The sequence below is a fragment of the Chitinispirillales bacterium genome, assembly GCA_031254455.1.
Taxonomy (GTDB): domain Bacteria; phylum Fibrobacterota; class Chitinivibrionia; order Chitinivibrionales; family Chitinivibrionaceae; genus WRFX01.
This window is the reverse complement of the sequence record JAIRUI010000017.1, coordinates 24,744-44,660: the sequence shown is the minus strand read 5'-3', so window position 1 is coordinate 44,660 and position 19,917 is coordinate 24,744. Positions and strand designations below refer to the sequence as shown.

Genomic DNA, 19,917 nt, shown 5'->3' with positions numbered 1-19,917 from the left:
AGTATAGTTTCATCTGGTTTGGGGGTGGGGAACGGGGGGGGGTGCGAATCTTAATAGAAAATAAATTTGTGTTTCTTTATTCATTTTATGTCCTTTATCGGCTTAATTTTTTCGATAATTTCATAAGCGGCGTCAAATCCCGCATCAATCGCTTTTACATTAGTTATTCCGTCATAATATCCGTCCAAATGCAAAACATTATAAGCGGCATGCAAAAAAGAAGCCGGTTTTTTGTCCGTATAAAACGAACTCTCTTTTTTTGCCTTTTGCAAAAATTCTTTTGCGTTATCCATATAACGAATCGCTTCCGCGTATTCTCTTTTTAAAAAAATCTGCCGCTCGTCAAACGACATAAAAACGTCTCCTATAAAATCCGGCGGAAAACCCGCCGGATTCAAAAACTATGTTTCCGCTTTTGCAAACGGCTTATACTCCCTTGCTCCGCCTTGGAATTCAAGGTGTTTGTAAAACTCGACAAACGTCAAACGAAGCGGATGCACAAACGCGCCCAAAGCGGCAAGCGCTATGTTTATTACATGTCCCAAAATCAAAATAAGTATCGTAAAAATGACAAGCGGCGTGGAAAAATTGAACTCTCCTCCGCAAACCATAAGCGCTATTTTGTTGAAAGACGCGCCCAAAAGTCCGCCGGCAAGTCCAAGCGCAAACAAACGAATATACGAAAGCACATCGCCCATAAGCCCCGTTACGAACTGATACAATTCCCAAAGACCAAGCGGCAGACGGATAAAAACGGATTTTGACGGATTGTTGAAAAAAAACAGCAAAATAAGTCCTACAATCGCCGGATACATTATCATTTTCATAGTAATCAACTCCGCAATTTGCGGTGCGGTAATATTGAAACATACTTCAAAAAAAGAACCCATATCCAAAAAGTTCATTTGAGTTACCGCAAGGGTTGCCGAAACCGTTAAAAACACTGTGCCGATTGGAAATAAAGCGTATTTTATTTGCCCGTTGTTTTGTATGATTTTGTTGATTATCTTGAGAAACATTCCGAATAAAATTTGAATTACGCCCAAAAACAACGCAAAAGGAATCATAGGCATAATGACTTTTTCCGTCAATTTTCCATTTTCCATCACATGCACCGAAGCGGATTTCAAAAGCGAATACATTCCCAATCCTCCGGCGTCGCCAAGCAATCCGCTTCCATCAGCCGAATTAAAAATCGGTATGCTGAAAAATCCGTTGAGTAAAAATCCGCCGATAATTGTGGAAAATCCAAGCATCATTCCCAAAACCGCTATCGGTTTGAAACTTCCGCTCGCTTTGACGTAAGCCGCAACCGCCGCTGTCAAAATAAGCATTCCGTAACCCACGTCGCCTACGCAAAGTCCAAAGAAAAACGCATAAAACGGCGCAAAAAACGGCGTCGGATCAATTTCACAGTATTTTGGAAGCGTAAAAAGTTTTGTAATCGCTTCGTACTTTTGTGCAAAAGCGTTATTGTTGAATTTCACGGGAACGTCATCGCCGTCTTTTGGTTCGCTAAATTCATATCCGCAAGGAATTTCATCAAATAATTTTTGCAAGTTTGATTTTTTCTCGTCCGGAATCCAACCGTTAATTAAAAGCAATTTTCCTCTTGCCGCTTCATGCATAGAGGAATTCGCCAATTCAAAGTTAAGCGAATCTTGAATTTTCAGTTTATATTGTTCGATTTTTCTGACTTGCGCCGCAATTTCCTTTTGCTCGTTGGTCAATTTATATTTTTCGGCATTCAGAAGCGACTCTTGATTGTTGATTTCCGTAAGTGAAATCTCTGGAAGAACAGAAGGTTCTTTTCCGTCAATTATAATCGGTTCGTTTAATCCGACAATCGCAACCCACAAATTAGACGGCGTTTCTTTTACTGTTTCATAAGTAAAATTTTCTATAAGCGGCTTTTCTTTTGCCGATAATTCGTAAAGCGAAACATAAACGCCGCTCTCTTTGAGCTTTAAAAGCGTTTCGTTTGAAACGTCGCCCCAGGGCTCAAATCGTTTTTTTTCTTTTTCAATTGAAGAAATCTCGTTGTTTATAGAATCGATTCTCGCCGAATTAGCAATATATTTCTTTATCGCCTCGGCCGCCTGAAAATCCGACGCTTCGTTTGTCGGCGATTCTTTGAATAAACGTTTAATTTCCGTAATAATTTTTTCGGCTTCCGTAAGCGTACCGCTCAAAGATAACGCTTTTGCACTTAATTCTTTGTCGGAACTTTCAATATGAACGACTCCGACGTTTCGTAATTTGTTAAGAAAATCTTCCTTTTCACCGTGATACAACAAAACAGAAAGACGGCTCATTTTACTGACCATTTTATGCCGCCTCCTGCTGAGTTAATTTTCCTTTAAGAATTTTCTGCGCCGATTTTTCAAGGTTTTCCTGATCTTCCATAAAGCGCTTGATTTTCAAAATCCCCTCGTTATATTCGGGAATCTGTACTTTTTCGTAAAGATTGACCTTTTGAGTCGTCTTTTTTCGAGCATATTCCAAAATTGAAAGCCGCTGTTTCGCAACATCTATTTCTATTGCCAAACGCGCGGATTCTTTTAGCAGTTTTACTCCGGCGGCAGTCCATCCGGCTCCTCCGAAAAAAGAATCTAATGTTAAAACAAAATCAATATTCTCCAAAATCGGGATTTTCACTCCGGCGATTTTTTTGAAAGACGTTTCGACACCTTTAATTTGCAATATTTCGTTTGGAAATTCCTCCCAAAGTTTCCCATATTTATTCATGGTGTCAGTATGTTCGCCGAAAACTTTTTGAGCGGCGACAAGCTCTTCTTTTGCCTTTTTGACTTCAAGCCGAAGAGCCGTCTCTTTCGCTTTTAGTGTCGGCAAAGCCTTTTGTCTAACTTTCAACTCTTTTTTGAGTTGGGCTAGAGCGGTCTTATTGAACTGAAATTTTAATGCCACAAACCACCTCTTTTGAAAAGATTATTTGCCTTTCCAATATTTGTCCATAAGGACTTTTTTCATAGCGACTTCATCACGGGTAAAGTATTTTCCAAGGATTTCCCAACCCGTATCCAACATTTTTTCGGCGTTGATATTAACGTCAATCGCCAAAAGTTCTCTTGAATAGTCTCGTGCATACGACAAACATCTTTCGTCGTAATCCGTCAAATCAAAACCGTTTTCCTGCTTGGTTTTCGCGTTTGCGGCGTCTGCGAACAAACGAACGCAGGTATTCATCACTTGAGGATGATCTTCGCGAGTCTTTTTCCCTATAACAAGTTGTTTTAAGCGCGATAAAGAGCGAAACGGGTCAATTATGACTTTTCCAATGTCGGTATCCCTTCTTAAATATAGCTGACCTTCCGTGATATACCCGGTATTATCGGGAATCGCGTGAGTTATATCGCCGCCGGAAAGCGTAGTGACGGCAATAATCGTTATTGAACCGCCCTCGGGAAACTGCACCGCTTTTTCATAAATTTTTGCCAAATCCGAATAAAGCGAACCGGGCATACTGTCTTTACTGGGAATTTGGTCCATACGATTCGACACAATCGCCAAAGCGTCGGCGTAAAGCGTCATATCAGTAAGAAGCACAAGCACCTTCATATTTTTCTTTACGGCAAAATATTCCGCCGTAGTAAGCGCCATATCCGGAATAAGCAGCCGCTCGACCGGAGCGTCTTCGGTAGTGTTAATAAAACTTATAATTCTGTCAAGCGCGCCGGCGTTATCAAATGTTTGCTTGTAATATAAATAATCGTCGTTAGACATTCCCATACCGCCCAGAATAATCATATCCGCTTTCGCCTTAAGTGCTACGTCCGCCATAACCATATTGTAAGGTTGATCGGGATCGGCAAAAAACGGAATTTTTTGCCCTGTGACCAAAGTATTGTTCAAGTCGATGCCCGCAATGCCCGTAGGAATAAATTCGCTGGGTTGTTTCCTGCGTACCGGATTAACCGACGGACCGCCGATTTCTTGCTCTTCGCCGTCAATTTCCGCGCCGCCGTCAATCGGTTCGCCGTAAGCGTTAAAAAATCTTCCGCGAAGATCGTCGGAAAGTTTTATCGTCGGCGCTTTACCCGTAAATTTTACTTCTGCGTTCGTGTAAATACCCTGCGTTCCCGGAAATATCTGAAGAGTTACTTCATTCCCTTTAATTTTCACCACCTGCGCCGGACGCCCATCGACGTACGCCATTTCATCGTTTGAAACACCATCGGCTTTCACCGTAATCGTAGCCTTGGTAATATTCTCAACTTTTGTGTAAATTTTCTGAAATGCGCTCATTTATTTACTCTCCTTCTTTCTGATTAAAAGCAACTTTTTTGGCGGATACGAACTCTTTAAGCTCTTTTTCGGCGGCATAAAATTCCTGACTCTCAAAATGCGAATATTTCATTTGGTTTATCAAATTTATAGTCTTTCTGAAAAATCTGCTTACTTCTTCAAAATCTTCAAAGGAATAATTACTTTGACAAATATCCAAAACTATATTCGTAAGTTGCTTTTGACGATGCATAGGCGTTGTTCCGTCGATTTTGTCAAAAGAATCCTGTTGCAAGATTGCAAAATCCACAACCTCAGACTTATTGTATGCCACATGATAATCAAGCGGCACTCCGTCATCCCCCAAGATATTTATTTGATCTTTCGCTTCTTTTCCTCTAAGCAGTATATCTTTGAGGAATTGAACGCCTTTTGCCCAATCCTTTTGAACGTGTTCGTCAAGATACTCTATCAGTTCGGGATATTCGATGTATTTGGAATAACTCTCAATCGGGTCAACCGCGGGATAACGTTTTGAATCCGCACGCGCCTGTTCCAACGCATAAAAGCATCTCGCCGCTTTTTTAGTCGATTCCGTTACGGGCTCTTTAAGGTTTCCGCCTGCGGGTGAAACCGCCCCAAGAAAAGTTATTGAGCCGGTTTTACCGTTATTAAGTTCTACGTATCCGTTTCGAGCATAAAATTGCGCGATGATCGCCGACAAATCCATCGGAAATGCGTCCTGTCCGGGCAATTCTTCAAGACGGTTCGACATTTCGCGAAGCGCCTGCGCCCAACGAGAAGTCGAATCTGCAAGCAAAAGCACTTTCATTCCCATAGAACGATAATATTCAGCGATCGTCATACCCGTATAAACAGACGCCTCACGGGCTGCGACAGGCATATTCGACGTATTAGCGATTATAACGGTTCTTTCCATAAGTTTTCTGCCTGTGCGCGGGTCTTCAAGTTCCGGGAATTCCGTAAAAATTTCTACGACTTCGTTCGCTCTTTCGCCGCAGGCGACCATAACGATAATATCGGCGTTCGCGTTTTTGGAAAGCGAATGCTGCATAACGGTTTTTCCAGCGCCGAAAGGTCCCGGCATAAATCCTGTGCCGCCCTCCGCAAGCGGGTTAAGCGTGTCTATCGTACGGACGCCGGTTTCAAATAATTTGAACGGACGCGGTTTGTGTTTATACGCGGAAACTTCACGTTTTACCGCCCATTTCATTTCCATAGACACCGAAATATCGTTTCCGTCCGCATCGATTAAAATCGCTATTTCACTGTCGGAAGCATAAGAACCTTCAGAGACTATCGATTTAACTTTAGCCGTCCCTTTAAGGTCAAACGGAACCATAATTTTATGATTAAGCCAATTTTCTTTCACTTCGCCAAGCCATGCCGCCGCCTCGACTTCGTCGCCGATTTTCGCCGTAGGCTTAAAATCCCATTTTTGACCCGGATTAAGCGGATGAGTATATTCTCCCCTTTTGAGAAAAACATCTTCCATTTTATGCAAATCGTTCTGCAGTCCGTCGTATGTTTTCGAAAGCATTCCCGGACCAAGCGTTACCTCAAGCATTCGTCCGGTAAATTCGGCCGTTTCTCCGATTCTGAGCCCTCTTGTGCTTTCAAATACCTGAACCGCTACTTTGTCGCCCGTAACTTTAATGACTTCCGCCATAAGTTTTGTTCCTTTAAGGTCGATATAACAGATTTCGTTCTGCCCAACCGGTCCATCAACTTCCAATGTTACCAAGTTTGCGACAACACCGGCAACTTTCCCTTTTGTGCTCATTTATATGTCTCCTCCGTAAGTTATTTTTACTTTATCTTTGACTTTGCACGGATGATTTGAGTTTTTCAATCAAATTATTCGCTCGTGCGATTCCTTTTTCCGTATCCAAACGCAGCCAACGTTCAATACTGTTCGCTTTCACCATAAAACCCAACACGCTTTCGATTCCAAACGTTCTGCTTTCCGAAAGTTCGTCCGCTTTTCTCCAATAAATTGCGTCAATCGCTTCTTCAAGAGCGACGGGATCGTTAATATTTTTGGCAATTTGTTCCGTCCAGGGCAAAGAGTTGCCAAGTCCGAAATCCGTAGCTCTGCTTTTTACTATTTTTTCCGCATTATCATTAAAAGGAATCACGCTTTTTTCTGCGGAAACGCCTAATTCCCTCGCATTTGACGCAGCAACTACATTTTGAATATCAACGGCAAAATCCGTCCAGTTTGCAAACCATTCGTTTTTACTTGAAATTTCACTATAATAAAGATATGACAATTGCTCCAAAAGCCCAAGCCCCGAAACGCTTTCCTTGTCTTCTTTGTAATTTTGCAAAAAAGTTTGAAGATATTGAGGAAGCGTATCGATGTCGTTTACGGCATCCTCGATTTCGGACGGCGAAAACCATCCGCGGGAATCAAAATTTTGCTTTTTATTGAGAAAATTCACGATATTCGCATTGTCAAACTGCAACAAAAACGCTTTAAGCAAGCCGCAGTCGTCGACAGATAATTCTTCAATAATTTCCTGTCGAATCTTTGCGTAATCAAAACCTTTTCCGCCGCCTTCTACAAGATCGGGAAGCCCTGTTACAAGATAATAATAGTTTTGACTCATCGGAAATTATTCCCCAAAAAGAATTGATTTTACTTTTGGACGCAGATATTCTTTAAAATATTCCGCAAAATCGCTGTCGGTAAACGATATTTTGTATGAACCGTCCTTACGACCGATTTGAAAACCGTTTTTTACGCTTTTGGACGCCGAAATAGCGACGCCGCCGTTCATAATTCCCTTTACCGCGGATTCCACGTCTTTGGCAAGAGTGGTTTTTTGTTCCTGCGAAAGCAGAATTTCAATCGCGGAATCATTGCCTTTCCAATTTGATAAAACAGATTTTATATAATCCGGAATATTCTTGGTAAGGGTGTCGCTAACCGCACAATCTACCGCTTTTGCCAAAACCATATCCGTAATTTTGCTTTTCAACGCACTCAACGCCTGCTGTCCAGAAAGATTTATTTCAGAATCCGCATTTTTCTTTGTATCTTCAGCTTTTTGGTTTGCTTGGAAAATAATATTTTCTGCTTCTTTTTTTGCTTTGGCAATAATTTCTTCCGCTTTCTGATTTGCCTCCGCAATAATCTCTTCTCTTCTCTTTTCTCCTTGTTCAACACCTTCTTTGAGCAATTTTTCCGCCAATTGTGAGACTTTTCCTTCCATTGAACCTCCAAAAATAAAATTTTTACGCAAATTAAAAATTTACGAACAGACAACAAAAATATTAGTAAAAATATATTTAGTACAAAATAAATAGGAATTTTTATTATTATTATTTTTTATTTCGTATGTATTTCAAGAGATATAAAACTTCCGTTATTTATACAAAAAACACGATTAAATCAATATATATACACTTATTTTATGCTCAATATTATTTTCTATAGCGCGTTTATAACGCATTTTTGGAAAAGTAAAAATCGGAGGGTTTAATGATCGAAGGTTCTATTCCTGATAAACGACGGCTTATACGAAAAGTTTTGTGCTACTATCTTAAAGTGATAGACCTTGAAAACGGGAAAGAAATAGGGAGAGTCGCCGATATCACAAGTGAAGGTATGATGATTTTCGGCGGTACCGTTTTGGACAAAGAAAAAATCTACCGCGTTCGCGTGATTTTAGGAAAGGATTTTTTTAACGCCGCACTCGGAAATCTTGATGTGAGCGTTCAAATTCGTTGGAGCAAGCCGGACGCAAATCCGTCTATTATTTTGACTGGAACGCTTTTTCAAGATTTAGATGAAAAAGGTAAAAAAATAGTTAAAAATCTCGTATATAAAATTGGAATGAAACGTCGTTTAGATATTACCGAAGAAGATATTGAAGCCGGAATCTTAGACGAAGAAACGTATTGAGATAAGACGCAAATATGGACAAATCGATAATTCTCTCTTTGCTTTTCGTAGCGACGCGAACCGTTTACGCAACAATATCGGCGATGTTTAACGGGCATTGGCATACTTTCGCTTTCGATTCCGCATCCCGAATTATGATTTCGCCCCCCCCCCCCCCCGAATAAGTCGTTATTTTTCAGGGACTTACGTAGGTTCGTCTAATGCGAAACGTTGTCCTTTCCGCTTTTTCGATATTCAGAATTTTACCTTGTCTATGAACAATAAGTCATTGTCCATTCATTACAATATATCGGAATATAAATTCTTATTGAAGGAGTAATTATATATTATGGTAAGAAAAAATAAATTTCTAAAAACGGCGACAGCGATGATTGTCACGCTGTTTTTATCAGGGAATGTGTTGGCGCAGGAAAACGAGGGCGTACTTTTAATTTTGCAGATTGGAGCCGGCTCCGACGGCAACATTTCTCACAGTTTTGTGGAACTGTATAACGCCACAGAATCGCCGATAGATTTGAACGGTTATTCGCTGCAATACGCAGCAGGAACGAAAGTTACAAACGGCGCAACCCAAGACGGAGAATGGAAAACGATAGACTTGTCGGGGAAGATTATCGAACCGAAACATTCGTTTCTTATTCTCGGCAAGAAAGGTACTATGGTTACTCCCGCGTTACTTATTGAAGATGATTGCGGAGATATAAACGATACCGCTTTTGAACTTAGCAATAAGGCTGTAAAGGTTGCGCTTATGAGCGATACGAACTTGCTTAATATGAATAATCCGTTTGATACCGACGGTTCAGGTACAAAAGCGAGCGGTTATATTGATATGATAGGCGTAACCAATGATGCGACCGACCAAATATTGGGACAAGAGGGTAGTATTTCATTTATTGACGGCGAATATCGCATTAGCAAACAGGTGGGCGTTCGTAGAAAGTCTCTTGTCGATACGGATAATAATTCGGCGGATTTTGAAATTGTAACCTACGCCAGCGTTAGTAGTGAAGAAAAGGAACTCAAACGTCCTAAGAACCACAGTTACGGCGCTTGGGAACCAATTCCTGAAAAAGCAGAGCCGGTATTAGACCCGACAGAAGCAGGTCCGGCGGACATACTTGCGGGCAAACTGCTTATTTTGCAGGCAGGCGCAGCTACCGACGGCGCGATTTCTAACAGTTTTGTAGAAATTTATAACAATACCGACCAAAAAGTCAGTTTAACCGGCAAATATTCGCTGCAATACGCAAACGCCACAGGAACGGGTTGGAATGTAATTAAACTTACGGGAACAATTCCCGCCAAAAGTTCGTTTCTTATTCGCGGAAAAACAGGAACGCCGACAGGTTCCCGAACTATTGTCGATTATGACCAGGATGTAGCCGATTTTACCTTAGGTAACAAAAATTTTAAGGTGGTTCTTATGGGAAATCAGAACAAATTGACCGTCGCCAATCCGTTTGATATGGATGAACAGATCGCCATGGATTATGTGGACATGTTAGGTGCGGTCGATACGGCAGGCGCAGATAATATTGACGGTTATGAGAATGAACTTGTAGTAGGAATGACCAAGAATTTTGCCGTCCGCCGCGTATCTCTTACTGATAGCGACAACAACAAAAATGACTTTGAAACAGTTGATTATCGTCCCGCAAATACTAACGATGACAATTACGCCAAATACAAACCTAAAAGCCGCTGTTACGGTGCGTGGGATCCGGTGAGTGGCGAAGGTTCGCTGACAAGCGGTTTGCCGATTATATGGATTGATACGCAAAACGAGGCAGCGATATTGGACAAAATAAATTATGTACCGATGAATTTCGTTTTAACCGACCCGAATAATCCGAACAACAATACTTCTCTTACCGCCGACAACTTTTCTGCCGGAGGAATTAGAGGGCGGGGAAATGACAGTTGGGGTAATCCTAATGCTTATAAGAAGTCGTACAGAGTGAAATTCGACAAAAAGCAAAGTTTGTTCGGTTTGGAATTGGCGAAATCGTGGGTGTTGATTGCTCAATACAGAGACCCTACATTGATGTTTAATACAATCGCATTTGAGTATGGAAATCGTTTTGGTTTGCCATTCAACCATTCTTTTAATTTTGTAGAATTGTATTTGAATGGGGAGTATAAAGGAAATTACCTTTTGACGGAACAAAACCAGGTAAATCCGGGAAGAGTTGATATAAACGAAACAGAAGGATGGTTTGTTGAAATGGACGGATATTATGACGAAGAGCCAAAATTTAAGACTGCCAATTACAATCTGCCCGTGATGATCAAATCGCCTGAATTTGAACCTGCTAATATTAGCAATCCGGCTTTTGATTTTGTCCGAAAAGATTTGAACGAATTGTGCGATTTTATGGCTTCGGTGAATTTTCCAGAAAACGGATACAGAGATTTGATAAATATGAACACATTTGTTGATTTTATTATGATACAGGAAGTAACTCACAACAGAGATGTTCTTGAAGGACCAATGAGTACATATTTATACAAAGATAATAACAATGCAAAAGAGGAATTGAACAGAATTAATATGGGTCCCTTATGGGACTTTGATTGTGGGTATGGTTATGATTATAATTACAATCATTTTAATAATCCAAATAAAGCGTCGTCCAAAATACAATTTTTCAAAAGATTTTTTGATGACCCAATATTTCTTGTAAAATATAAGGAACGGTGGAATGAAAAATATCAAGATATTATTTCTATAAATGATTTTATAGATGCAACAGCCGCTCAAATTGAAATTTCGGCGATTAAAAATTTTGATTCGTGGTGGTATAGAACTTTTCCTGAATGGACAAGAAACCATCCGTACGAGAAAAACGATTTTTGGGAACAAATAGAAAAAATGAAAGATTATTTAACTCTGCGTATTGCTTATCTTGACGTAGAGTTGAATAAAGTCGACGTTATTCCGGCAAACAAAACATTTGCAAGTCAAACATTTCTTTATTCAGAAATTCAGCCACAAAAATTTACTCTTGTCGCATACGACGATATGACCGAATTGTCGGCAACGTTAAAAAATGAGAATCTGTCGGATTTTGAGATTTCAACCGAACTAAGCAAAACCGAAGCAACGGGAGACGGCGGATATTTGGCGACAATAAACGTTAACCCTAAGAATTCACTTTCGGCAGCGACGCATATTGATACGCTTATATTGAGCGGAGAAAATCAAGGAAACCCGTTTACGATTAAAGTACCGTTGAGTTTTGTTGTGAATAAAGAGACTGGTGCGGCAACTGCCGTTCCTGTTTTGGCAAACAAAACGCACAACAGCATAACAATAGAAGCGGTAACCGCTCCCGAAAACGGACAGACGGTAGAATTTGCAATAAATACCGCTAACACTACTCTTGTCGAAGCGAGTGCGTGGAAAACCGATTTGACGTTTACGGGACTTCTTCCGGCAACGAATTATTATATATTCGCCCGTACTGCTGAAAACTCAAATTACAATACGGGTATTGCTTCTTTGTCCTTGCACGTAATAACCAATCAAGAATATTCAAATCCGATTTCTAAAGATAAGAAATCAGACAAGAAGTACGGAATACCGCTTGAAAAGGCAATTGTTTCTCAGACAGCAAAGATTTTGGTGAGAACGCCTGAGCAAGCGCAAGTTACCCTTATTATTTATGATAACATCGGTAATGTGGTATTTGAATCGAAAAGTAGAAATAACAAAGAGATATTATGGGATTTGACGAATAACGCGGGCAGAAATGTGGCGAATGGAACATATCTGATTGTTGTCGAAGCCAAAGGTGCAAGCGGAAAGACATATAAGTATTCGACGAAGTTGGGCGTTAAGAGATAATATGATGATTGGATTGCTATCTAAATATACATTGAATAATTTCTCCGATTCAGTTTTCTTTGAGCGACACAGATTCGGCAAGCAAAAACTTTAGGCGCAAAATTTGCTCCCTTTTGTTTTAGTGAAAATGGTATTTTACTGTGTATGAAAAAAATTATAATTATTACGATTACCATAATTTTTAGCGCTTTTGCCGAGACGCAGGATTGGGCGGCGCAAAGCGGATTTCAACTTCTAAACATTTCGTCCGGCACAAAATTAACCGCTCTTGGCGGCGCGGGAGCGGCTGTTCCGGCAGATTTTTCTATGCATTCAAACCCTGCGAACTACGGAAATTTCAGCCAATATAGATTGTCGTTTGAGCACTTGTGGAAAATAAAATATTCCGATTTGAACGTGAATCGCCTCGAAATCTTTATGCCTGTAAAAAAAACGTTTATGGCGGTTTCGGTACAAAACCATACGGTTGACGACATTTACATACGCGATATTTTTCCGGAAAGTCCGCCGGCGCCCGGCGATTTGTCGTCGAATTGGCAGTTTAGCGAGTTTTCTTATACAATAGGTTTGCATAGAAATAAAAATTTCGACTGGGGGATTAGTTTTGGATTCGCTTTCGATAAATTTATTGATGAAGTAGCATACGCGTTCGTTATGAACGGCGGATTTTTGTGGAAGCTTATTGATGAAAATTTACGGATAGGACTCGCTTTCAACAATTTCGGAACAACTACTCCCATGATTAACGAAAACGGTGAAAAATGGGGTGACGGCGAGAAACTTCCAACTTCAATGAAGACAGGTGCGGCGTATTTTTGGAAAATAAAATCGCTTGATTTTTGCGTTGCCGGCGATATCTTGTATTGGCATATTTACGACCCTAACGGTTCCAAAATAAAAAATGTGAACAAGCGCCTGCAATTTCCTTTGGGTTTTGAATTTTCTCCGACAAATTGGTTAGACTTACGAGCCGGAAAGACCATAAAAGCTGACTATAACGTCATAAATTTTGGGTTCGGATTAGACGTACAATATGTAAATTTGGATTTTACTGCGGCGGTGAACAAATACGAAACAAGTGTCGAATGGGAATTTCTGGCGGGCGTATCGCTTAATTTCGGGACATCAAAAAAGAGTGAAATTAAGGCTAAAAATTCGCTTGAAATAAACGCACAAGAAAAAACCTTACCGCTAAAAGAGATTAAGAAAGAAGCCAAAATAAAAGAAATTCCGGTAGAAATAGATGCGGAAACTATCACAACAGAGGAAATTCAAGACGGAAACAATGAAAAAACAAAAGTTGAAGAAATTATTGAAAGTATACAGGAAGAGTTTGAAGTTTGGTGAGACAATCGCGAATAAACGGGAATAAGTGATAAGTAAAGGAATTTTTTGTTTTTAAGGCGTTTAGTTATTTATATTACAACTATTATTAATTACGAATCTGAGGATGGTTTATGCCAAAAAGAGTTGTCGTAAGCGGTATTGGATTGATAACTCCTATCGGGACCGGAAAAGATAAATTTTGGGCGGCGGCAAAAAAGGGGACTAACGGAGTTCTTCCAATAGTTTCTTTTGATACGACAGATTACAGAAGTAAAACGGGTGGAGAAGTAAAAGATTTTACGGCTAATGATTATCTTCGCGATGAAGAAATAAATTCTATGGGTAAAGCGGGACAGTTCGCTGTGGCGGCGGCAAGAATTGCATTAGACGATGCGAAATTGATTGTTAAAGACGTTAATCCTTATCGTCTCGGAGTTTCGATGGGAACGACGATGGGTGAGCCGCAAGTTATTCAGCATATTTTGGCAAGGCATTCCAAAGACCAAAGACTTATAACCAAATTAGAAAAAAACGAAGCAAGGAAGTATCCCGCAAATACAATTCCTGCGAATGTTTCAAGGTTTATAGGTGCGAAAGGACAAACAATGCTTATTCCTACTGCTTGTGCGGCGGGGAATTACGCATTAGGATATGCGATGGATTTAATTAGAATGGGACGATTAGATTATGCCGTTGCCGGCGGGAGCGATCCTTTCGCTTCAATCGCTTTCTGCGGATTTAATCGCTTGCTTGCGACTACGATGGATGTTTGCAGACCGTTTGATTTGAATCGTGACGGAATGGCTGTTGCGGAAGGCGCAGCCGTATTGGTAATGGAAACTTTAGATAACGCTTTGGACAGAGGCGCACAAATTTACGGAGAAGTTCTGGGTTACGGGCTTGGATGCGACGCTTACGACATGACCGCTCCTCATCCTGAAGGTAACGGAGGAATTTTGGCGATGGAGAGAGCGATTTCACATTCAAAAATAAATAAAAAAGATGTCAGCTATATATGTGCGCACGGAACCGGAACGCCTGCAAACGATGCCTCTGAAACCAAAATAGCAAAATATGTATTTGGCGAAGACGCTTATAAAATTCCTATGAGTTCGCTGAAATCTATGATGGGGCATACTATGGGTGCGGCAAGCGCCATTGAGGCGGCGGCAAGTTTGCTTATGATGAAAAATAACACGATTCTTCCGACAATAAATTATGAAAATCCGGACCCTGAATGCGACTTGGATTATGTGCCTAATATCGCGAGAGAGGCGGAATTAGACATAATTATTTCAAATGCTTACGCATTTGGCGGAAATACGTCTGCAATCGTTCTCAAAAAATTCAGGGGAGAATAAAGAATGTCAAAAGCGGTGATTACAAAAGTCAATACGGTTTGCAGCTGTGGAATAGGTTTTGACGAACTGAAAAAAAATATCGTAAAAGAAATAATGCCGTCAAAAATTCGAGAATTTGATATGTATGATTTGCCGAATGAGCAATATGTTTTTACGATTCCTGATTTTGAGCCGAAAGATATTTTAGGGAAAAAAGGTCTTCGAACGTTAGACAAAGCGACAAAAATATTGATGACGGCGATTGAAACCGGTTTCAAAGAATATTTAGATACGCTTTCTGATGAAGAAAAACCCGGGCTTGTTGTCGGAACGGCGTTCGGTTCGCTTGAGTCCATAGGTAATTTTATTACGGATTCTATTCGTTATGGCGTAAGGGCGGTAAATCCGGCGCTTTTTGGAAACACCGTTATAAATTCGCCGGCAGGAAATGCAAATATACGTTACAATCTTAAAAATCTTTCCGGAACTGTTACTACCGGGGCGACTTCAGGACTTGAAGCGTTGATTTATACCTGTGACCATATTGCACAGGATTATTTGCAATCGATTTTGTATGCCGGTATTGAAGAGGTGTCGTCATATCAATTTATAGCTGCGATTAACAACAAAAATTGTTTGGCAAAAGATAATAAAATACGTCCGTTCGCACAAATTCCGCAGGGACATATTTTAGGAGAAGGCGCTGCCGTAATGCTTGTTGAAAATGAAAATTATGCCAAAAAACAAAATAGAGAAATTATAGTTTCAATAGAAGGATTCGCAAACGGATTTGATCCTAACAATGGAAATTTCGGTTACAACCCAGACGGCGATGTTATGGAATATGTTATTAGAGAGGCGATAAAAAATGCAAAAATTTCGCCTGAAGATATAGCTTTTGTTTCATCGAACGCAAATGGAAGCGATGGTGATTTAATTGAAGCGAGAGTTATTTCTCGTATATTCGGGGATAAAGTTCCCGTAGCATGTTACAAGCAAAAATTTGGAGAAACGTGGGGGGCAGGCGGTGCGTTGGCGGTTGCTGCGGCAATCGCCGATTTACAAAAGAAAAGCGTGTCGCCGATTTTTACGGACGGGTATTCAAAAATTGACGGAATAAACGTTGTAAGGAAATCGGAATTTGCGATAGACAAAAATTATGCAATAGTTTTGTCTTTTTCACATGATGGAAATTGTGCGGCGGTTGTTATAAAAAAATAGGGTAAAATTTAACAAAGGAAGGTTCTTATGGTTTCAATGGAAGAAATTAAAACTAAAATTCGCAGAATCATTCTAAATATCGCAGAAGATATGGAGATTGAAGAGGAAACGGTTACGGACGATGCGCATCTAATTAATGATTTAGGGATGGATTCAATGGCGTTGCTTGAAATTTTAGCCAACATTGAAAAAGAGTTTGGAGTTAAAATTCCGGAATCTGAATTTCCAATGCTTGTTTCCGTAAACGCCAGCGTTGCAATTGTAAAAAAGTACATATAATTTTTACATTTTATAAATAATGGGTGTCAGGAATATTATTTTCCTGGCACCCATTATTTATTGAGAGGTGTTTTATGATTAAAAAATTAACTGTTTTATTATGTGGTTTTTTATCTGTAATTTTGTTCGCACAGGATTCTACCGATGAGTTTATATATCGCGAATCAAAACGACTCAAATCGGCGGGAATTGCCACTGTTATCATCGGAACTGTAACTACTGCGTCGGGCGCTGTCACTATTTTGCAGACTTATAAGGATTCTCACCGAACAAATCGGGCTAACGACGGGAATTCAAACGGCGGGTACGTTGCGGGAGGACTTATTTGCGCGTTAGGTATTGGCATGGATTTGCTTTCTATTCCGATTTTTAAACATAGAAAAGAAATTGTTGATTACACACGTCAAAACGCCAGAATTTCGCTGATTGTCAAACCGAACGGGCTTTCATTTGTTGCAGCGTTTTAACTAAATGATTGATATTTCAGGTAAAATATTTGTTGCTCCTATGGCAGGAGTCGGAGATGCGGTATTCAGAAGAATGTGCAAAGAGTTCGGCGCAGATATATGCGTAAGTGAAATGATCAGCGCGGACGGCTTGTATTATATGAACGCTAAAACAAAAAAAATGATGATGCTTCAGGAATGGGACAGACCAGGCGGGGTGCAAATTTTCGGCAGTAATCCGGACAAAATGGTTGACGCGGCAAAGCAAATTTGTGAAGAAATAAATCCGGATTTTATTGATATAAATTCAGGCTGTCCTGTGAGTAAAGTCGTTTCAAAAAACGGCGGCGCGGCGCTTCTTAGAAATCCGCTTTTGTTCGGACAAATAATGCAAAAAACAGTAAGGGCAAGCAGTATTCCTGTATTTGTAAAAATTCGTGCGGGTTGGGATAGCCAAAATTTCATTGAAAAGGAATTCGGAAAAATTGCGGAAAACAGCGGTATTTCGGCGATTACGATTCACGCTCGAACCAAAACTATGGGATATTCGGGAAATGCGATTTGGGAGAGAATAAAAATTCTCAAAGAGTCGGTGACAATTCCGGTTATAGGAAACGGCGATATTTGTTGCGGAAAAGATGCAGAAGAAATTTACAAACAAACGTTTTGCGATGCGATAATGATTGGACGGGCGGCTTTAGGAAATCCGTTCGTTTTTGCAGAAATAAAACAACATTTGAACGGCGGCAAACCGAAAATCATTACTTTGAAAGAAAAAATTTCAGCGGCAAAAAAACATTTACAATATTTTGAAGAATTTTATGGCAAAAATGCGGTTTTGAGTGAAATGAAAAAACATCTTTCTTGGTATATAAAAGGTTTTGATGGCAGTTCGCAAATTCGTGCGGACATTGTGAAATGTAAAACCGTGAATGAGGTTAGACAAATTTTCAAAAGTTATCAATTATTTCATTAAAAATTTTGCTTGGGCGCATTGCGTTTTTTATTTTTTCGTGATCGCAAAAATAATATCCACCCAAATCAACCGGATTATTTTGAACGGAAAGTAAATCGGAACATATTTCTTTCTCGTTTTGTGATAACTTTTGGGCAATCTCAGCAAAAACTTTTGCAAGTTCGACATCTTTTTCCTGATTTGCAAGCGCCCGCGCCCAATACAAAGCCAAATAAAAATGCGATCCGCGATTATCCAACGAAATAGGTTCTCGATTAGGCGATTTTTGGTTTTCAAGAATTTTTTCAACCGCCTCGTCAAGCGTTTCCGCAAGGATTTTCGCTTTTTCATTTCTATGTACGTGCGCGTATTTTTCCAAAGATGGAACAAATGCCATAAATTCGCCAAGAGAATCCCATCGAAGAAAATTTTGCTCAATAAACTGTTGAACGTGTTTTGGAGCGCTTCCGCCCGCACCAGTTTCAAAAAGTCCGCCGCCTCCCATAAGCGGAACTATCGACAACATTTTTGCCGAAGTGCCGAGCTCAATTATCGGGAACAAATCCGTTAAATAGTCGCGAAGGACGTTTCCCGTTGCCGAAATCGTATCTAATCCCGCCGTCATTCTTTCCACAGAATAAATACATGCGTCTTTCGGCGACATAATTCGAATATTTAAACCTGAAATATTGTAAGTTTTTATTTCTTCTACAATTTTTCGAATAAGTTCTCTGTCGTGAGAACGATAAGCGTCTAACCAGAAAATTGCCGGAACTCTTGTTGTTTTTGCTCTTTCAACAACTAATTTAACCCAGTTTACGACTACGTCGTGCTTTGTTTGACAGGCACGGAAAATATCGCCTTTTTGAACTTTTTGTTCGATGAAAACATTGCCGTTTTCATCAATTATTTTAACGGTTCCGTCGTTTTCAATTTTGAATGTTTTGTCGTGTGAGCCGTATTCTTCCGCTTGTTTTGCCATTAGCCCTACGTTTGAAACGCCGCCCAGTTTTTGCGGATCAAATGCGCCGTTCTTTTTACAAAATTCTACAATCGCCTCATAAACCGCCGAATATGATCTATCGGGAATTATTGCGAGTACGTCGCAAAGTTTGCCGGTTTTGTCATACATTTTTCCGCCGGTTTTTATCATAGCAGGCATAGATGCGTCGATTATAATGTCGCTTGGAACGCTGAAATTACTTATGTTTTTACCGCTATCGACCATTGCGACCGAAATTTCGTCGAACCGTGAATTTATGTCGGCGACAATTTGCTCTTCAAATCGATTCCCTTTTATTTTGGAAAGTAAATCCGAGAGCCCTAAGTCGGCGCAAACTCCGAGATTTTCAAATATGTCGCGGTATTTGTCGAAAACTCGCTCAAAAAACGTTTTAAATATTGTTCCGAAAATTATCGGGTCGCTGATTTTCATCATCGTCGCTTTTAAATGAAACGAAAAAAGCAAATTCTCATTTTTGGCGGCATTAATACAATCTCTCACAAAATTTTCCAACGATTTTGCAGACATAACCGAACAGTCAAGCACTTCAAACGGAAGAAGTTTAAGGTTTTCGCGAAGATATTTTTGCGATTTATTTGTATCGTTTTCAAAAACAAAACCGATTGCCGTTTCTTTGTTCGCGTTTGTCATGGATTTTTCGGAAGCGAAAAAGTCGCCGTATGACATAGAAACTACCTTTGTTTTGGAATTTTTATCCCAAGCGTCCATTTTATGAGGATTTCTTTTGGCATAATTTTTGACAGATTTCGCCGCCCGCCTGTCGGAATTTCCTTCGCGAATTACGGGATTTACAGCCGAACCTAAAACAAGCGAATACATTTTCTTTACGTTTTCTTCCGTTATGTTTCGCGGATTTTCAGGATAGTCCGGGATTGCATATCCTTTTTTTTGTAACTCCAAAATCGCTGCTTTGAGTTGCGAAACAGAAGCCGAAATATTAGGAAGTTTTATTATGTTCGCTTCGGGGTTTAGGCACAATTTTGCCAAAAATTCAAGATCGTCGCTAACTTTTTGCTCTTTGGAAAGGTAATCGCTTGTCGCAGCGAGTATTCTATTAGATAAAGATATGTTTTTCAAAGAAATTTTAATATCGGCTTTTTTAGTGAAACTTGAAAAAATAGGCAGTAAAGATTCTGTTGCCAATGCCGGCGCTTCGTCTGTTTTCGTATATATTATTTCGTTTCTTTCCATCAAATTCTCTCTTGTAGTCTCTCTTATAGTTTCCAAAACTGTGTATTAAAATAATAATTGCCGTTTTCCAAATATTATTTTAACATTTGGATTTCGTAATTTTTGATGA

Annotated in this window: 17 protein-coding genes; 9 read left to right on the top strand and 8 right to left on the bottom strand. The window is 39.9% G+C overall.

The features are described 5' to 3' along the window. Window positions 1-80: 80 nt before the first annotated feature. The 7 genes from LBH98_01245 to LBH98_01215 are packed head-to-tail and all read right to left on the bottom strand — an operon-like array spanning window position 81 to window position 7,484. The gene (locus tag LBH98_01245; protein ID MDR0303382.1) at window positions 81-398 is read right to left on the bottom strand and encodes a hypothetical protein; all 318 of its coding nucleotides are present in this window, start codon (window positions 396-398) and stop codon (window positions 81-83) included. A 3-nt stretch (window positions 399-401) separates the two neighbouring features. After that, window positions 402-2,327 (bottom strand): hypothetical protein, encoded by a 1,926-nt coding sequence (locus tag LBH98_01240; GenBank protein MDR0303381.1) that lies wholly within the window; start codon window positions 2,325-2,327, stop codon window positions 402-404. 1 nt (window position 2,328) lies between these two features. After that, window positions 2,329-2,928: a V-type ATP synthase subunit D gene (locus LBH98_01235; protein ID MDR0303380.1), complete on the bottom strand. Its 600-nt coding sequence runs from the start codon at window positions 2,926-2,928 to the stop codon at window positions 2,329-2,331. A gap of 21 nt (window positions 2,929-2,949) precedes the next feature. Continuing rightward, window positions 2,950-4,266 (bottom strand): V-type ATP synthase subunit B, encoded by a 1,317-nt coding sequence (locus tag LBH98_01230; protein ID MDR0303379.1) that lies wholly within the window; start codon window positions 4,264-4,266, stop codon window positions 2,950-2,952. A gap of 4 nt (window positions 4,267-4,270) precedes the next feature. Next, a complete protein-coding gene (locus tag LBH98_01225) occupies window positions 4,271-6,049 on the bottom strand; it encodes a V-type ATP synthase subunit A (GenBank protein ID MDR0303378.1) in 1,779 nt (592 codons plus the stop codon). Between the two features lie 31 nt (window positions 6,050-6,080). After that, on the bottom strand, window positions 6,081-6,878 hold the full coding sequence (locus tag LBH98_01220; protein MDR0303377.1) for a DUF2764 domain-containing protein: 798 nt from the start codon (window positions 6,876-6,878) through the stop codon (window positions 6,081-6,083). A gap of 6 nt (window positions 6,879-6,884) precedes the next feature. Then, window positions 6,885-7,484: a hypothetical protein gene (locus tag LBH98_01215; GenBank protein MDR0303376.1), complete on the bottom strand. Its 600-nt coding sequence runs from the start codon at window positions 7,482-7,484 to the stop codon at window positions 6,885-6,887. A 269-nt stretch (window positions 7,485-7,753) separates the two neighbouring features. Between LBH98_01215 and LBH98_01210 the strand changes: the two genes are divergently transcribed. From LBH98_01210 to dusB, 9 genes are all read left to right on the top strand, one after another. Beyond that, a complete protein-coding gene (locus tag LBH98_01210) occupies window positions 7,754-8,176 on the top strand; it encodes a PilZ domain-containing protein (GenBank protein MDR0303375.1) in 423 nt (140 codons plus the stop codon). Between the two features lie 14 nt (window positions 8,177-8,190). Then, window positions 8,191-8,340 carry a hypothetical protein gene (locus LBH98_01205; protein ID MDR0303374.1) on the top strand — a complete coding sequence of 50 codons (150 nt, stop codon included), beginning with the start codon at window positions 8,191-8,193 and terminating at the stop codon, window positions 8,338-8,340. A 164-nt stretch (window positions 8,341-8,504) separates the two neighbouring features. Beyond that, complete coding sequence (locus LBH98_01200; GenBank protein MDR0303373.1) at window positions 8,505-12,026, top strand: CotH kinase family protein; 3,522 nt, start codon at window positions 8,505-8,507, stop codon at window positions 12,024-12,026. Between the two features lie 144 nt (window positions 12,027-12,170). Then, window positions 12,171-13,373 carry a hypothetical protein gene (locus LBH98_01195; GenBank protein MDR0303372.1) on the top strand — a complete coding sequence of 401 codons (1,203 nt, stop codon included), beginning with the start codon at window positions 12,171-12,173 and terminating at the stop codon, window positions 13,371-13,373. Between the two features lie 110 nt (window positions 13,374-13,483). Then, window positions 13,484-14,713 carry a beta-ketoacyl-[acyl-carrier-protein] synthase family protein gene (locus LBH98_01190; GenBank protein ID MDR0303371.1) on the top strand — a complete coding sequence of 410 codons (1,230 nt, stop codon included), beginning with the start codon at window positions 13,484-13,486 and terminating at the stop codon, window positions 14,711-14,713. A gap of 3 nt (window positions 14,714-14,716) precedes the next feature. Next, complete coding sequence (locus tag LBH98_01185; protein MDR0303370.1) at window positions 14,717-15,913, top strand: hypothetical protein; 1,197 nt, start codon at window positions 14,717-14,719, stop codon at window positions 15,911-15,913. A gap of 27 nt (window positions 15,914-15,940) precedes the next feature. Next, window positions 15,941-16,192 (top strand): acyl carrier protein, encoded by a 252-nt coding sequence (locus LBH98_01180; protein ID MDR0303369.1) that lies wholly within the window; start codon window positions 15,941-15,943, stop codon window positions 16,190-16,192. A 74-nt stretch (window positions 16,193-16,266) separates the two neighbouring features. After that, window positions 16,267-16,659, top strand: coding sequence for a hypothetical protein (locus tag LBH98_01175; protein MDR0303368.1), 393 nt, complete (start codon window positions 16,267-16,269; stop codon window positions 16,657-16,659). Between the two features lie 4 nt (window positions 16,660-16,663). Continuing rightward, a complete protein-coding gene (dusB, locus tag LBH98_01170; protein ID MDR0303367.1) occupies window positions 16,664-17,614 on the top strand; it encodes a tRNA dihydrouridine synthase DusB in 951 nt (316 codons plus the stop codon). Here the strand turns inward: dusB and LBH98_01165 are convergent. Further along, window positions 17,589-19,808 (bottom strand): NADP-dependent isocitrate dehydrogenase, encoded by a 2,220-nt coding sequence (locus tag LBH98_01165; GenBank protein MDR0303366.1) that lies wholly within the window; start codon window positions 19,806-19,808, stop codon window positions 17,589-17,591. The two genes, dusB and LBH98_01165, sit on opposite strands and share 26 nt — an antisense overlap. Window positions 19,809-19,917: the final 109 nt, after the last annotated feature.

Bases quoted from the DNA above. Each gene is read 5' to 3' on its own strand.
- LBH98_01240 (MDR0303381.1), bottom strand. From the start codon at position 2,327: ATGGTCAGTAAAATGAGCCGTCTTTCTGTTTTGTTGTATCACGGTGAA.
- LBH98_01225 (MDR0303378.1), bottom strand. From the start codon at position 6,049: ATGAGCACAAAAGGGAAAGTTGCCGGTGTTGTCGCAAACTTGGTAACA.
- LBH98_01205 (MDR0303374.1), top strand. From the start codon at position 8,191: ATGGACAAATCGATAATTCTCTCTTTGCTTTTCGTAGCGACGCGAACC.
- dusB (MDR0303367.1), top strand. From the start codon at position 16,664: ATGATTGATATTTCAGGTAAAATATTTGTTGCTCCTATGGCAGGAGTC.
- LBH98_01195 (MDR0303372.1), top strand. From the start codon at position 12,171: ATGAAAAAAATTATAATTATTACGATTACCATAATTTTTAGCGCTTTT.
- LBH98_01175 (MDR0303368.1), top strand. From the start codon at position 16,267: ATGATTAAAAAATTAACTGTTTTATTATGTGGTTTTTTATCTGTAATT.
- LBH98_01185 (MDR0303370.1), top strand. From the start codon at position 14,717: ATGTCAAAAGCGGTGATTACAAAAGTCAATACGGTTTGCAGCTGTGGA.
- LBH98_01215 (MDR0303376.1), bottom strand. From the start codon at position 7,484: ATGGAAGGAAAAGTCTCACAATTGGCGGAAAAATTGCTCAAAGAAGGT.
- LBH98_01230 (MDR0303379.1), bottom strand. From the start codon at position 4,266: ATGAGCGCATTTCAGAAAATTTACACAAAAGTTGAGAATATTACCAAG.
- LBH98_01180 (MDR0303369.1), top strand. From the start codon at position 15,941: ATGGTTTCAATGGAAGAAATTAAAACTAAAATTCGCAGAATCATTCTA.
- LBH98_01210 (MDR0303375.1), top strand. From the start codon at position 7,754: ATGATCGAAGGTTCTATTCCTGATAAACGACGGCTTATACGAAAAGTT.
- LBH98_01220 (MDR0303377.1), bottom strand. From the start codon at position 6,878: ATGAGTCAAAACTATTATTATCTTGTAACAGGGCTTCCCGATCTTGTA.
- LBH98_01190 (MDR0303371.1), top strand. From the start codon at position 13,484: ATGCCAAAAAGAGTTGTCGTAAGCGGTATTGGATTGATAACTCCTATC.
- LBH98_01200 (MDR0303373.1), top strand. From the start codon at position 8,505: ATGGTAAGAAAAAATAAATTTCTAAAAACGGCGACAGCGATGATTGTC.
- LBH98_01165 (MDR0303366.1), bottom strand. From the start codon at position 19,808: ATGGAAAGAAACGAAATAATATATACGAAAACAGACGAAGCGCCGGCA.